This is a genomic window from Acutalibacter muris, from assembly GCF_002201475.1.
Lineage (GTDB): Bacteria > Bacillota > Clostridia > Oscillospirales > Acutalibacteraceae > Acutalibacter > Acutalibacter muris.
This window is the reverse complement of the sequence record NZ_CP021422.1, coordinates 2,384,103-2,398,580: the sequence shown is the minus strand read 5'-3', so window position 1 is coordinate 2,398,580 and position 14,478 is coordinate 2,384,103. Positions and strand designations below refer to the sequence as shown.

The window sequence follows — 14,478 nt, the reverse complement described above, 5'->3', positions numbered from 1 at the left end:
TTGCCGGGGGTTTTAAGTTGGTTATATCAGCTTGTCCAATAACGAGTGCCCGATGGTCCCTTTGGGCATTGCCACGCTGAAGTTATCGGACACAGTAGCGCCTATGACCGCGAAGCACTTTTCCGTCTCCAGCGGCCCGCCGCCGGTCATGCCGGGGGAGTACATCAAAAGCGGCACCCGCTCACGGGTGTGGTCGGTGCCCCGGAAGGTGGGATCATTGCCATGGTCGGCGGTTATCATTAAGAGGTCGTCCTCTTTAAGCAGAGGAAGCGCCTGACCCAGCTTCTCGTCGAAGCGTTCCAGCTCTGCGGCATAGCCGTAAGGGTCCCGGCGGTGGCCCCATAGCGCGTCGAAGTCCACCAGGTTCACAAAGCACAGGCCGGTGAAGTTCTCTCCCAGGAGCTCTATTGTCTGCTCCATGCCGTGAACGGAGCTTTTAGAGCGGTTGGACTGGGTCAGGCCCTCGCCGTCAAAAATGTCAAATATCTTGCCAACGGATATCATGTCAAGGCCGGCAGCCTTCAAAGCGTCCAGGCAGGTTTTGCCGTAGGGCTTCAGGGCGTAGTCATGGCGGTTAGAGGTGCGTTTAAACTCCCCGGGCCTCCTGCCCACATAGGGCCGCGCTATCACCCGGCCGACCCGCCATTCCTCCCGCAGGGTGAGCTCCCGGGCCATCTCGCAGTAACGGTAGAGAGCGTCAAGGCCCATGGTCTCCTCATTGCCGCATATCTGCAATACGGAGTCGGCAGAGGTGTAGACGATGAGATGGCCCTTCTCAACCTCCTCCTGTCCCAGCTCCTCAAGTATCTCCGTGCCGCTGGCGCTTTTGTTGCCGATTATTTTGCGTCCGGTAAGCCGCTCCAGCTCAGAGATAAGCTCCGGGGGGAAACCGGTATCCGTGAAGGTCTTGAAGGGTGTGGTGATGTGCAGGCCCATCATCTCCCAGTGGCCGGTCATGGTGTCCTTGCCGTTACTGGCCTCCTCTAAGACCATGCGATAGCCCAAGGAGCTTTCACAGGGAGGCAGCCCCTTGAGGGGGCGCAGGTTGGCAAGCCCCAGGCGGCGGAGATTGGGTATTCTGAGCCCGGCGGTCTCCGCGATATGCCCCAGGGTGTCGGCTCCATTATCCCCGAAGCTGTCAGCGTCCGGCATGGACCCTATCCCAAGGGAGTCGATGACGACAATGAATACGCGCTCATACTTTCCCATCAGGCTATCTCCAGGGCCAGCTTCATCATGTCTGTAAAGCTGTTCTGCCGCTCCTCGGCGGAGAGGGCCTCGCCGGAGGTGGGAGAGTCGGAGATGGTCAGAAGGCACAGGGCCTTTTTACCCGCCCGGGCGGCGTTCATGTATAGGGCGGCGGCCTCCATCTCCACGGCCAGCACACCCATCTTCTGCCATTTCCTGGTGCTCTCAGAGTCGTCGGAGTAAAACACGTCCGAGGACAGAATATTCCCGGCCACGGTCTTTATCCCCAGGCGCTCGCCGGTTTCGGCGGCGGCACGGGCCAGGTCAAAGTCGGCTATAGGCGCGAAGGTTCCGGGAAGCTGGAACTGGTGGGCATAGTTTGAGTCGGTGCAGGCGCCCACGCCGATAACCACCGAACGGAGGGCCGCCTTTTCGCTGAGAGTGCCGGCAGAGCCCACGCGGATTATCTTCTCCACTCCGTAGAAGTTGAAGAGCTCGTAGGTGTAGATGCCCACAGAGGGCATACCCATGCCGCCGCCCATGACGGTGACACGCTTATCCTGGTAGTTGCCGGTGAAGGCCAGCATATTGCGCACGGTGTTCACGCAGACCGCGTCAGAAAGGAAGTTCTCGGCTATGAACTTTGCCCGCAGGGGGTCCCCGGGCATAAGGACGGTCTTGGCAATATCCTCGGGCAGGGCGGCGTTATGGGGGGTGGGGGTAAGGTTGGGCATAGCTATCTCTCCTTTGCCAAAAATTATTTGTGTTAATTTTACCATATTTCTTGCCTTGAAGCAAGCCTGCCTTATTTTTGGCAGTGCATACCTATACATTTATAAGAATACATATTTTTGCGTTTTGGTTGCAGCTTTTTCAAAAATATTTTAAAAAATTTTTATTTTCTCCTTTTTGTACAAGCCGGGGGAGCGGTGGGGTATATGTTGATGGATTATGTCATATTGCACAAAGGGTTGAAAACTGATAGAATATACTTAGAAAATAACCAGGCCGGCGGGCCGGAAAGGCGTGACTTAAATGAGCGTTCTTAAAGCGGAAAACGTGACCTATGTGTACCAGAGCAAATACCAGCAGGTGAAGGCCTTGGACGGGGTGTCCTGTGATTTTGAGGCGGGGAAGTTCTACGCCATAGTGGGCCAGTCCGGCAGCGGCAAGACGACGCTCCTATCCATGCTGGCGGGGCTTGGCACCCCGAACGACGGGCAGGTGGTGGCCAACGGCCAGTCTGTGAAGGAGTTTGGCAGCGAGCGGCACAGGCGGGAAAATGTGTCGGTGATATATCAGGCCTTTAACCTGTTCCCGAGCCTTAATATTCTAGAGAACGTCATGTACCCCATGATGATACAGAAGGCCCAGGCTGGCAAGGCCAAGGCCCGGGCAAAGGAGCTGCTGGCGGCGGTGGGCCTTGAGGAGGTGGACCCCAGAAAGCTGCCCGCCATGCTCTCCGGCGGGCAGCAGCAGAGGGTGGCTATAGCCCGGGCCCTTGCAAGCGACAGCCCGGTGATACTGGCCGACGAGCCCACCGGCAACCTGGACTCTGAGAACGGGCAGATGGTGATAGACCTCTTAAAGCGGCTGGCAAAGGAGGAGGACCGCTGCATAATCGTCGTCACCCATGACCTGGGCATAGCCGCCCAGGCCGACGTGATATACCATATGAAGGACGGCCGGCTGAACGAAGAGGAAAGGGTATGCTGACCTCCTAAGAATTATGCTTGTGCGCAAGGGCAGCTATCAAAAGGCGTACCTTTTAGGATAAAAAAGCAAATATTCCCCGGGGAGGGCCTCCGGGGAATATTTAACGTTCAGGCAAAGTTTTTTATATAGTAGGCCGAATACTTCTGCGTCTCCTCCTCCAGCTTTTCAAAGCCCATCTCCTCGCAGAGGGTGGGTTCGCCGCTGAACAGGTCCACGCCCAGCCCCAGCCGGTTCCCCTCTATCTCGAAGCCCATGGCCGAGAGGGTGGTGGGGAATATGTCCATGGCGGTGTAATCCCGGTTCATGGTGCTGCCCTTTGGCTCCTTGGCGCTGTTCATAAAGCAGTTGTAAACTGTGCGGTCGTAATACTCGGTTACCTCCGCTACCAGACGTATGTCCATGCGGGGGTGGTCGCCGGTGAGGAGTATGACGCTGTCCTCGTAAAAATCCTGTTTAGTGCACCAATCGATAAACTCCATTATCTGCCGGTCGGCGCAGGCTACCACGTTGCCGGTGGTGGTATCATATTCGTCGGTGCAAAGACTGCAGAGGTAGCCGTTGGGATAGTGGGTGTCCACGGTGAGCATGGTGAAATTAAAGGGCTTCTCCTCCGCGGCAAGCCGGGTAAGCTCGTCCTTTGCTATCTCATAAAGGTACATATCCTCATAGCCCCACCATTCGTAGTAGTTGTGGGGGATATATTCCCGGTCCCGGGCGGTATAGAGATCGAATATTTCATAGCTGCCGTGCTGCTTATAATAGCTTCTGCGCCCGCCGAAGTCGGAGTTGGAGCCGCACAGGAACTCGTTTTGATAGCCCTTTTCCTCCAGCAGGTCACCAAGGGTGGTGAGCCCGCTTGCAAACTCGTCCCATTTGTTCATGGAGTTGCGCTCGGTGGGGAAGGAGTACGGCACGCCGGAGGAGGTGGCCAGAAGCGCCCCCATGGTCCAGGTGGTGCCGTTTATGGCGTGAAAGCCGCCCAGCTTTTCCGAACTGGAGAAGGAGAGGTTGTCCTCGGCCAGCCGGGTGAGGCCGGGGATATAGTTTATCTCCGCCTGGGCGCCGCCGGACTTCCGGTCGGCATAGGCCGTCTCCATGCTCTCAAGGTAGATATATATAAGGTTTTTGCCTTCGCCGGTGATGCTGACCTCTGTGGGGTCAACATAATGCTCCTCGTACAGGGTGGAGGGGGACATGCGCAGCCGCACATAGTCTATGATATTGAACTTCATCTCGGTAAAAACGGCGACTGCCGCCAGCGACACCACGCCGCAGCACATCAGCGCCCGACGCGACAGCTTAATTATGTCCATGTCGCCATGTTTCAAAGAGTGGTAGGTGACCTTGTACCGGTGCTGTAAAACAATTACGGCGGTCAACAGGAACAAATACAGCAAGATTATGGTGATCTGCGTGCCGCTGGAGTGGACGCACTGTATCACCATGTCGGTGTTCGAGCCTTTTAAGGGCGTGGTCAGGGTATATAGCAGCTCGCCGAACTGTATACGCAGGGTCGTGTGCATCCAGTAGACGGCCGCGTGCAGGATAAGCGAAAAAATGAACAGCAGGCTTGCAAGCACAAGCCGCAGGGTCCCGGGCCAGGTGCGCTCCTTATCGCCGCTGACGGGCTTTTTGACTATCTCAAAACGGTCCATTTTCCCTTCACCGTTCCACTTGCAAAATTGAATTTCAACTTATAAAGTATACCACAACTTGCACTTGCGGTCAACTGATAAAAATGGTATAATATGCCGTGAGCATAATCGTGGAGGAGGGGCGATGGGAAAATGGAGAGAGTGAATTGGCGCAGGCAGGGGACGCTTCTTGGCATAGTTCTTGCTTTGGCCCTGTCGGCTTGGCTGATAAACTGGGCCCGCACCCCGGAGCTGACACTGCAGAGCTTCCCGGAGGACGGGAGGGCAGTACCCTCCCGCAGCTGGCAGTTACATGACTGCCAGCTCAAAGGTGACGCTGTAATCAGGACGGGTGAAGAACCGTATATAAAATTCGGCGGGCTCTCAGGCAGTATGCAGTCGCTGTTGGTGCGCTTTGGGGCCGAGCCGCCCCCGGGCATAGAGATAGTGCTCTATTACCCTGATGACTCCGGGCACATACTCCCGGAGCGGTATGAGAAGAGCAGGGCCTCCGCCTGCAAGACGGAGTATATGTTTTCGTTCCCGCTGAAGGAGTATGGGTTCCTGCGGCTGGAGGTTCCGGCGGATTATGTGCTGTCTGAGGTGCTCGTCTCGGAAAGTCCGTTAAAAAACCAGTCCCATATTATGCCGTCCTTCCGAATCCAGGACCTGGTGATATTTTTTGTTCTCCTGCTGGCGGCGGCACAGGCGCTCCTCTATTTTTGGCCGAAGCTTTTACCCCGGCTTGCCGCCCTTTGGGGGACAAGGGGACCCTTCTGCCTGGGCGCGGTGAAGGCTTTAGGAACGGGCACAGCCCTTGCGCTGCTGGCATGGCCGGTGTGCCACCTTCGGGGGATACCCTATCTATGGAATCATGTATGCTTCTTTTTGCTGGCAGGAGCCGTTTGCTGCGGCCTTTGGCTGCTGCGGGGACAGGCGGCCCAGCGGCCGCAAAGGGTATTCGCGCTGCTGTGCCTGGGGCTTGGGCTGATATTCATAACGGCGGCCCCACTTATAGCCAATATTCCCGGGGACGGCGGCATACACTACAGGCACGCCCTCTTTACGTCGTATGGCGGCAGGGCCTATATTACCAGGACGGACGCATACATGATAGGCCTTATAGACTTTCCCGGATATGCGAACCTTGAGATGAACCGGGAGTTCGGAGAGCTTGTGGAGGCGCATTATACAAGCGGCGCGCGCCAGATAGCTGAGGAAAGCCTGCTGAGCTTCCCCTTTCCGGCCTATCTGCCGGGAGCCCTTGGCCTGTGGCTGGGGCGGTTCTTGGGTATGGGCTTTGCCTGGAACTATGCCTTTGGGCGCTTTGTGAACCTGCTGGCATATACCCTGATAGTATGCTCCGCCATAAAGCTTGCGGGAAGGGGAAAGATACTGCTCTGCGTGGCGGGCCTTGTGCCCTCGGCGGTGTTCCAGGCAGCCACCTTCAGCCCGGGAGGCATTATGATGGCGGCGGCAATGCTCTCTGCCGTGGCTCTTTTCCGGCTGGGCGAAAGGAGGGGGCGGGCGGTTTGGGCCGCCAGGGCGGGGCTTATGCTCCTTATGGTGCTGGCGGTGTTCACGGCCCCCTCGGCTGTGCTGGAGAGCGGTTTGGGCCTGACGGCGGAGGACCAGCTGGCGTATATAATGTCAAGCCCGCTGTCGTTTATAAAGACTATGGTCAAGTTTGCCCTGCGGGACCTCGTAAGGCCGGGCTTCCTTATGGAGCTGGGGAATTTTTCGGCATATGCCATAAACGTGCCGGGCTCCGCGCTGGTACTGGCGGCGCTGGGCATTACAGCCCTTACCGAGCCGGAGGACGAGCCCCTTTTGGATACAGGCTCACTGGCGGGTAAAGCGGGCGTGGCCGTCTGCCTTTGCGCCGCTGTGGGAGGGCTTGCGGTGTGGACATACCTCAGGCTCAGCCCGGTGGGGGAGGGGGCTGTCTCCGGGTTCCAGGGGCGCTGGCTGCTGCCGGCGCTGTTCCCGGCCCTGTACCTTCTGCGCCTGCCCAAAATAAAAAGTACCCTCCACAGGGGAAGGTACCTTTACGCCATGCTCTGCCCGGCGGTGCTTTTGAGCTGTATGAAGATGTGGCTGATACTTCGGTGCTACAGTGGCCCGGAATTCTAGGGCTGAAAGCGGCGCGTCTAGGCCCGGGGAAGAGCCCCTCTAAACCTTCTCAGCAGGCGGTAGAACACAAGGCATACCGCCACCCCCGAGAGCCCCAGCACAAAGAACAGCAGCGCCGCCCCGCTGCCCTTGCCGGAGCCGAACAGGGACACCAGCAGCCCGCCCGCCTGGGCGGACATAAGAGGCTCGAATACCTGGTCCACCAGTACGCCCCCCAATAGGTAGCCCACCGGGATAGTGAAGAATTGCAGGGTGTTGCGGCAGGAGAACACCCTGCCCTGCATACCGGCGGGGATGCGGGTGCGGAATATCACGTCCATATGGGCGTTCATCAGCGGTATGGGCAGCCAGCCCAGCACCGCCCCCAGGCACCAGAGGGCCGGCGTGCGGCCAAAGGCCAGCAGGAAGTTCTCCGTGCTCATAGCCAGGAACAGGCACAGGCATATGGCGCGCACCCGGTCCTTTGAGGCGGGCAGCAGGGACGCCGCCGCGCTGCCTATTAGTGACGCGGCCCCGACGGTGGCGTTCACCAGCCCAAACACGGTCTCACCGCCGTTTTCGCGGCTGAGCAGCAGGGCCGGAAGGGCTGCGTTGTAGGCCGAGGCCACCAGGTTTATGCAGGCCAGGAAGAAGATAAGGTACATTATAAGCGGGTCCCCCCGCAGCCATCTGAGCCCCTCCCCGGCCGAGGCCAGCAGGCTCTCCCGGGGGCGTTCGCTCTCGGGGGCCTTGGGTATGCGGATAAAGAACAGCAGCGTCAGGAAGGCCAGGGAGAAGGTGGCAAGGTCCACGGCTATCACCAGGCCCATGCCGGAAAAGGCGAACAGCGCCGAGGCCAGCACAGGGTGCAGCAGGGTGTTCAGAGAGCCCGAAAGGGACCTTAGCCCGCTGGTCCGCTGGTAGTGTTCCTTTGGCACCAGCAGCGTGGCGGCCACCTCGCTGGCGGGCTGCTGCACGGTGTTCATCAGGCCGCTGACGGCGTTTAAAAGGTACATATGCCAGGGCGCGAGCTGCCCGGTCTTCAGCAGGAACAGCACCCCAACGGTGCTCACCGCCGCCAGCAGGTCGCAGATGAGCATGGTGCGCTTCTTGTCCCAGAGGTCGCTGAGGGCCCCGGCGAAGATGCTCATGAGCACATAGGGCGCGTATGAGCACACGGACAACAGGGCGGTCTCCAAGGCGGAGCCGCTCTCCCTATAGAGCCACAGCACCAGAGCGTAGCCGGTCATGGAACTGCCCAGAGCGGACAGGGACTGGGTGCTCCACAGCAGCAGGTAGGGACGCAGTGATTTTATATTAAGCTTATTCATTTTGACTTTGCTCCTTTGAATTTTTATGCGGTTTCAAATTTGCAAAGTCTGAGGACTATATTACCTAAATGCTCCACGCAGGGCCAAGCGCGCCCCAAAGGGCGCGGCCGGCGTCCTCAAACCTTGCATGGAGCGCCGCAAATGCAGAGTTCTGTATAGGAATAGTTCCTCATATAGCTGTCACCTCGCTTTCAAAATATTATAGCCCATAGGAGAGGGAAAAGTCAACACAAAAAGCGGCCCGGCAAAAGCAGGCTGAAGTGGAAACTCTACTTTTCAGCCCCTTTAGAGCCCCTCTGCACGCACAGCGCCAGCAGCACGGCGGCTACGGCCCCGGTGAGCTTTCCGGCTATCATCGCGCCCAGAAGCTGGGGCTCGGTGCTGAGGACGAAGCCCATATGTGCCGCCAGCATACTTGTGCCGCTGACAAGGAAGGCCCCCGCCACCACCTTGCCCCGGTCGTCCATGTCCCTGTACATGGACAGAGTGGGCAGAGGGCTCACCAGACCCACCAGCATACCAGTAAGGGACTGGGGCCTCATGTCCAGCCTTTCCCCCAGCCACGCGAAGGGCCGCACCAGCAGCCGCCGAAGGAGCTCCGCCATGGGCAGACTGCCAAGGAGCACCACGCCGATAGAGGTCACCACGGCCATGGCCTCGCTGATGGGGGCCATGCCGGGGAGAAGCCCGAAGCCGGTCATGCTCTCCACCGCCGCCAGCACCAGGCCGATAGTGACTATCCAGCGGAGGGACTCGGCCAGGATACAGAAACCCTTTACCATCCTGCCCGGGGAAAGCTGCAAGCCAATGAGCAATAACAGGGCCAGGGCGAAGACGGGTATATTCTGGTGGAGTATCACCAGCAGCGGCAGACCGGCCATAAGCCCCCCGACCACCAGCCCCGCGGGCATTGCCGCAAGGCCCAGCATCACGCCACGGGCGAAGAAGCCCCGGTCGTTCTTTGGTATCATACCCATGCCCACCGGGATGGTAAACACGATGGTGCAGCCGAAGATGGCCGCCACCACAAGGCCGGCGTAGCTGCCTATCTGCGGGTCGGCGGCCAGCTCCTTTGAGAGCTGGTAGCCGCCCATATCCATACAGAGCAGCCCGCCGAACATGGCCGGGTCCACACCGATGAGCCTATAGAGGGGCACTATGGCCCCGCCCAGCCACTGGGCCAGCACCGGGGCCAGACAGATCATTCCCGCCATGCTGAGGCCCATGGAGCCCAGCAGCATGAAGCCGGTCTCGAACTTGTCCCCGAAGCCCCACTTATTGCCCCGCAGCCGGTCGACGCCGCCCAATACAGCCCCGGCGGCCATTACTATCATAAGAACCTCATTCATCCCTCAACCTCCCCGCTCAGTATCAGAAGGCTGTAAAGTCTTTCCTCATCATGTCTTCGAGGGCTTCAATAGTCCTGGGGGTCATGGCCGACAGATTTTCACAGCCGGTTTCCGTAACCAGGCAGTTGTCCTCAAGCCGGAAGCCTATGCCGAACTCCTCGTGGTAAATGCCGATATCCACGCAGAAGACCATGTTGGGCGCGATGACCTCTAGGGTTTCCACCACGTCGTGCACGTCATAGCCCACATGGTGGGCCCCGCCGTGCCACATATATTTTCCAATATTCTTCACGTCGTCCAGGAGCCCCGCGTCCTTCATAAGCTCCGCGCAGTAGCGGTGGGATTCGCCGTCCACGTCGGCCATTTTCATGCCTGGCTTTATTATGCTAAACATATGGTTTGAGGTGTCAAGGGCCATATTATAGAGAAGCTTCTGGCGCTCGTTAAACCTGCCGTTACAGGGCCAGCCCCTTGACACGTCAGTCATCATATGGTCATGCCACGCGCCCACGTCGTTGAGGACCATGTCCCCGTCCAGGGCCTGTCCCTTATAGGAATAGTAGTGTATGCAGAAGTTGTTTTTGCCAGCAGATATGATGGACGGGAACCCGGGGCCCTGTGGGCCGTACTGCCCCAGGGCATAGTCGAACACGGCCTTGTACTGGTACTCGTACATACCGGGCTTTGAGGCCTTCATCATGGAGGTTATCCCGGCGCAGGTTATCTCCTCGGCCCTTCTCATGGCCTCCAGCTCACAGGGCTGCTTGATGGTGCGCAGGCGGCGTATGAGGATATTGGCGTTCTCCACGCTTATGAAGGGATAGTCGCTCCCCATACGTCTTAAAAGCATGTGGGCGGGCTCGTCCCGGTCTGCGGTGGAAACCCTGAAAAGGTCCAGGTATATTCGCTCATACCTGCCGCAGGTGCAGAGCCTGTGCAGGTCCGCTTCAAAGCTGCTCACAAAGGCTATGTCCTCTATGCCGGAGACGTCGGCGGCCTCCTGGGGCTTTATCCTCTCGCCGGTCCAGCGCTCGGCCATCAGGTCCGGGGGGAGTATGTAGGCCTTTTCTATAACCGCGCCGCCCTGGTCCTTACAGGCGATAAGGGCCAGCTCCTGCTGGTCAAGGCCGGTAAGGTACAGGAAGTTTCGGTTGGTATAAAAGGGGTAGAACTCGTCGTTGGTCTTGCGCACCGGCGAGCCGGAGAACAGCACAAGTATCGAGCCGTCCTTCATTCCGGCATAGAGCCGCTCCCGATTGCCGCGATAGTATTCCTTTGTCATAGTAGAACCTCCAATTAAAAGTTATCAAACACAAATTTGCCTGATTCGCTCAGGTCGTTCCTGGTCCAAGACTTGTTGGGGCTGGTCCCGGGCTTTAAGGCCGCAGAGGTCTCGCTCTTGTCGCAGAGGGACCAGTTGGCCCAGCTTATGCTCTTTTTATCCAGGAAGTCCAGCCATTTTTTGGACTCCTCCGGGAACACCCCTCCGCTGCCGTCGGCGGAGCTTGTGCCCCATTCGCTGACGAACAGGGGAAGTCCGGCCTTTAAGGCCGCGTCCGCCCGGTCCCGGAGCCACTGGCCGTGGGTGCCGGCGTAGAAGTGCAGGGTATACATCAGGTTCTCACCGTCCACCGGGTCGGCCGCCGCCAGGTGCACGTCCTGGCTCCAGGTGCTGCTGCCGATAAGTATGACGCCCTTTTCCGACTGCCCGCGTATGGTCTTTACCAGCTCCTGGGCATAGGGCTTGATATCCCGCTTCCAGTCAGCGCCGCCGTTGGGCTCGTTGCATATCTCGTAGATGACCGCGGGCTCGTCTTTATAGCGCTTTGCAATTTCTGTAAAGAAGGCCTTGGATTCCTTTATATGGTCCATAGGATTGCCGTCGGAGAGGATGTGCCAGTCGATTATCACGTACATATCCTGCTTTATGGCCGCGTCTATGGCGGCGACAGCCTGTTCCTTTATTTTCTCCGGCTGGCTGAGGTAGCCGTTTTCCCCGGTGTACATGGCCACTCTAAAGAGATTTGCGCCGAACTTTGCCGTATTCTTGATGGACTGCTCATTGGCATACTGTCCGAACCAGTGCAGGCCGTGGCTGCTCATGCCGTGCAGAGCCACCGGCTTTCCCTCCTCGTTGCAGAGCTGTGTGCCTTTTACCTGTAACCAGCCGTTCTCACTGACCCCGCCGGAGATGGTCTCAACTTTGTCAGGAACCTCGGGGGTTGGGATGACGGGCTGGCCCTCTGTCTGCGCCAAGGCACGGATTACGATGGCGCAGGCCTCGGCGCGGGTCATGCCGGATTTCGGGTTGAAGCGGCCGCTGCCGTCCCCGGCCAGCACACCGCAGGAGTAGGCGGCCAGCACACTCTCATAATAGCGGCCGTCAAGCTCCTTGAAGTCGGCTATCTTGGCGGATTCCGTGTTGTAATCCCCGCGCTTGTCCGGGAGAAGGGCGCGCATGAGTATCTTGACCGCCAACTGTCTCTCTATAGGCTTATTGAACTTCTCGCCGGTGGGGGGGATTTCGTCCCAGTCGTACCAGTTCTTTGAAAGGCCCTCTGCCATAAAGGGCGCGGCCCAGTGGCCGGAGGCGGCGGAGCCGCCGGTGAAGCCCGCGCAACGCGCCACGATGGAGACAAACTCCGCGGCGGTGATGGTATTCGTCGGTCGGAAGGTGCCGTCGCCGAAGCCGCTGATAAGGCCCTTGCCGGCCAGCTCCTCTACATTGGCGGCGTACCAGCTGCCCGGCTTCACGTCGGTAAAGCGGGCAGGGGCGGCCCCTGCGGGCATGACGGCCAATATTACCAGCGTCAGTGATATGATGGCTGCGAGCATTTTGGTTATGCGATTAGTCATGGCGGGGATTCTCCTTCGATTGGTCTATTCCATATGATACCACTGCCTGGTACTGTTGTCAATTAAGATGGAAACGTATTTTTTGTAAATCCTCTTGATTTTTGCGTGTGGGCATGGTATGATTAGTTATACAAATCATACTTATAGGATAGGAGGCAATATTTATGAGCAGACCCAAAGGCAAATACGCCTGGACGGTGACGGTGGGGGAGAAGGGGCAGATAGTGATACCCAAGCAGGCCCGGGAGGTCTTTGGCATAAAGCCCGGAGACAACCTGATACTTCTTGGGGACGAGGAGCGCGGCCTTGCCATACCGCCCAAGAGCGAGATAACAAAATTCATCTCCGCCGTGTTCGAGACGGAGCAGGATAAGTGAGGGGAATACTATGAGAAAGGCCTATATCGACAATATACGCTGGGCAACCGTATGGCTGGTGCTTATCTATCACGTCTGCTATATGTTCAACGGCGTGGGTATTTTGGGTGGCATACCCGGCGCGGAGAATATCCCGGCCTTTGACACCGCCGCCGCCATGGTCTACCCATGGTTCATGGTGCTGCTCCTCCTGCTGGCAGGCATGAGCGCCAGGTATTCCCTCAGTAAGCGCACAGGCGGGCAGTTTATAAGGGAGCGGGCCGTGAAGCTGCTGGTGCCGTCAACGCTGGGGCTCTTTGTAATACACTGGATAACCGGGTATCTGAACATAAAAATGGGCGGGGGACTTAATTTTATCCCCGCGCCCCTGGTCTATCCCATCTCAGCTATAAGCGGCATAGGGCCCCTATGGTTTATTCAGACGCTGTTCCTGTTCTCCTGCGTTCTGGTTCTTCTGAAAAAGCTGGACGGGCGGGACCGGCTGTGGGAGCTCTGCGGGAGGTGCGGGCTTCCTATGATAATACTGCTTGCCCTGCCCATCTTTGTGGCGGCCCAGGTGCTGAACATGCCTGTGCTCACCATGTACCGCTTCGGGATATATTTTGTGGCTTTTCTGATAGGTTACTTCGTGTTTTCCCACGACGGCGTGCAGGAGAAGGTCGAGCGCGCCCGGGTTCCTATGCTCTGTGCCGCCGCAGTGTGCGCCGTGGTATACGCGTTCCAGTATCACCGCACGGACTATACCTCTCCCGACTGCCTGCAAAGCGTGATAACCAACCTGTACCTATGGTTCACGGTGCTGGCCATTATTGGCTTTGCGAAAAGGTATATGGACAGGGAGACGGATCTTACCCGATATATGTCAAGCTCCAGCTTCGGGGTGTATATCCTGCACTACCCCGTACTGCTGGCGATATGTTATGTGATATGCACATACTTTAGCTTTCCGGCTATATGTAATTATCTGCTGGCGCTTGTTATAGCGATGGTGCTGACGCCGCTGGCGTATGAGCTTATAAGGAGGATACCGGTGATACGCTGGCTGGTCCTGGGGAGGAGAAAATGAGCTAGATGTCGATGGAGGCTATCTCCGGGTAGTTCGCCATAAGGGTCATGGTATTCTCCGCGCTGAAGCCCTTGGGGAAGACTACTGAGAGACTGACCTCTATGAAGGAATTGTCATAGATATTCAAATGGGTGGAGACCACCTGTATGTTCATTTTGGTAAGGGTGCTGATTATCCGCTCGCGGGTGTCAGCGCCCTTTCTCATATGTAAAAGGATCCTCCCGGCGTTGCTGCCGTTGAATATGCGCAGGTTGCGGTGGAACAGGAACTGTAACGCCAGAAGCATCACCGTGCTGCCTATGCCCAGCACCCACATTCCCGCCCCGATGGCCATGCCTATGCCGAGGGTTGCCCAGGTGCCTGCGGAAGTGGTGATGCCGCTTATGCTGTTCTTATGGTTTAAAATTATGCCCGCGCCCAGGAAGCCTATGCCCGACACCACGCTGGCCGCCACACGGGAGGCGTCCACGGATACGCTGTCCACGGTGATAACGTCAAAAAAGCCGTATTTTGACACCACCACCATTAAGGAGGCGGCCATGGCTATGATCGTATGGGTGCGTATGCCGGCCAGCTTCATCCGGGCCTCCCGTTCGTAGCCTATGACAAGCCCGCAAAGGGCCGCAACCAATACCCGCAGAAGATAGTCCGACTGGGTGAAGGCAAATTCTTTCATTTTGGGGTTTGCTCCTTTCTGGCAAAGTGCCGCGCCTTGGGGTAGTAGCTTATATTTTATCAAGGCCGGAAATTTATTTCAAGTAACATATCCCGAAAGAAGGTATCATTTTGAGATTTTTGCCAAATCCCGCCGTGCAAAATGTCTGTTTCCGGCGTAATAGCGTGCTTTTT

At 57.7% G+C, this 14,478-nt stretch carries 12 protein-coding genes; 4 read left to right on the top strand and 8 right to left on the bottom strand.

Going from position 1 to position 14,478, the window contains the following annotated elements; translation table 11 throughout:
* Positions 1-21: 21 nt before the first annotated feature.
* Together ADH66_RS12270 and deoD are read right to left on the bottom strand one after the other, a co-directional pair.
* A complete protein-coding gene (locus ADH66_RS12270) occupies positions 22-1,209 on the bottom strand; it encodes a phosphopentomutase (protein WP_066540263.1) in 1,188 nt (395 codons plus the stop codon).
* Positions 1,209-1,922 carry a purine-nucleoside phosphorylase gene (gene deoD / locus ADH66_RS12265; protein WP_066540266.1) on the bottom strand — a complete coding sequence of 238 codons (714 nt, stop codon included), beginning with the start codon at positions 1,920-1,922 and terminating at the stop codon, positions 1,209-1,211. Before deoD ends, ADH66_RS12270 begins: the two co-directional genes overlap by 1 nt.
* A gap of 301 nt (positions 1,923-2,223) precedes the next feature.
* Here deoD and ADH66_RS12260 point away from each other — a divergent pair, with 301 nt between their 5' ends.
* Positions 2,224-2,904 (top strand): ABC transporter ATP-binding protein, encoded by a 681-nt coding sequence (locus ADH66_RS12260; RefSeq protein ID WP_066540271.1) that lies wholly within the window; start codon positions 2,224-2,226, stop codon positions 2,902-2,904.
* 107 nt (positions 2,905-3,011) lie between these two features.
* On the opposite strand, the gene ADH66_RS12255 is transcribed toward ADH66_RS12260, so the two are convergent.
* Positions 3,012-4,559 (bottom strand): LTA synthase family protein, encoded by a 1,548-nt coding sequence (locus ADH66_RS12255; protein ID WP_066540273.1) that lies wholly within the window; start codon positions 4,557-4,559, stop codon positions 3,012-3,014.
* A gap of 132 nt (positions 4,560-4,691) precedes the next feature.
* On the opposite strand from ADH66_RS12255, the gene ADH66_RS12250 reads away from it, so the two are divergent.
* Positions 4,692-6,671 (top strand): DUF2142 domain-containing protein, encoded by a 1,980-nt coding sequence (locus tag ADH66_RS12250; RefSeq protein ID WP_066540279.1) that lies wholly within the window; start codon positions 4,692-4,694, stop codon positions 6,669-6,671.
* Between the two features lie 17 nt (positions 6,672-6,688).
* Here ADH66_RS12250 and ADH66_RS12245 read toward each other — a convergent pair whose 3' ends face one another.
* The 4 genes from ADH66_RS12245 to ADH66_RS12230 all read right to left on the bottom strand — a co-directional run bounded on the left by ADH66_RS12245 (position 6,689) and on the right by ADH66_RS12230 (position 12,186).
* On the bottom strand, positions 6,689-7,981 hold the full coding sequence (locus ADH66_RS12245; RefSeq protein ID WP_066540282.1) for an MFS transporter: 1,293 nt from the start codon (positions 7,979-7,981) through the stop codon (positions 6,689-6,691).
* A 269-nt stretch (positions 7,982-8,250) separates the two neighbouring features.
* On the bottom strand, positions 8,251-9,330 hold the full coding sequence (locus ADH66_RS12240) for an ethanolamine utilization protein EutH (RefSeq protein ID WP_066540284.1): 1,080 nt from the start codon (positions 9,328-9,330) through the stop codon (positions 8,251-8,253).
* A gap of 22 nt (positions 9,331-9,352) precedes the next feature.
* Complete coding sequence (locus ADH66_RS12235; RefSeq protein ID WP_066540285.1) at positions 9,353-10,612, bottom strand: aminopeptidase P N-terminal domain-containing protein; 1,260 nt, start codon at positions 10,610-10,612, stop codon at positions 9,353-9,355.
* A 14-nt stretch (positions 10,613-10,626) separates the two neighbouring features.
* On the bottom strand, positions 10,627-12,186 hold the full coding sequence (locus tag ADH66_RS12230) for a cellulase family glycosylhydrolase (RefSeq protein WP_066540294.1): 1,560 nt from the start codon (positions 12,184-12,186) through the stop codon (positions 10,627-10,629).
* A gap of 164 nt (positions 12,187-12,350) precedes the next feature.
* On the opposite strand from ADH66_RS12230, the gene ADH66_RS12225 reads away from it, so the two are divergent.
* Entirely contained in the window at positions 12,351-12,563 is a 213-nt protein-coding gene (locus ADH66_RS12225; RefSeq protein ID WP_066540296.1) for an AbrB/MazE/SpoVT family DNA-binding domain-containing protein, read from the top strand.
* Between the two features lie 10 nt (positions 12,564-12,573).
* Positions 12,574-13,629: an acyltransferase family protein gene (locus ADH66_RS12220; RefSeq protein ID WP_066540298.1), complete on the top strand. Its 1,056-nt coding sequence runs from the start codon at positions 12,574-12,576 to the stop codon at positions 13,627-13,629.
* Position 13,630: 1 nt separating this feature from the next.
* Here ADH66_RS12220 and ADH66_RS12215 read toward each other — a convergent pair whose 3' ends face one another.
* Complete coding sequence (locus ADH66_RS12215; protein ID WP_066540301.1) at positions 13,631-14,305, bottom strand: MgtC/SapB family protein; 675 nt, start codon at positions 14,303-14,305, stop codon at positions 13,631-13,633.
* Positions 14,306-14,478: the final 173 nt, after the last annotated feature.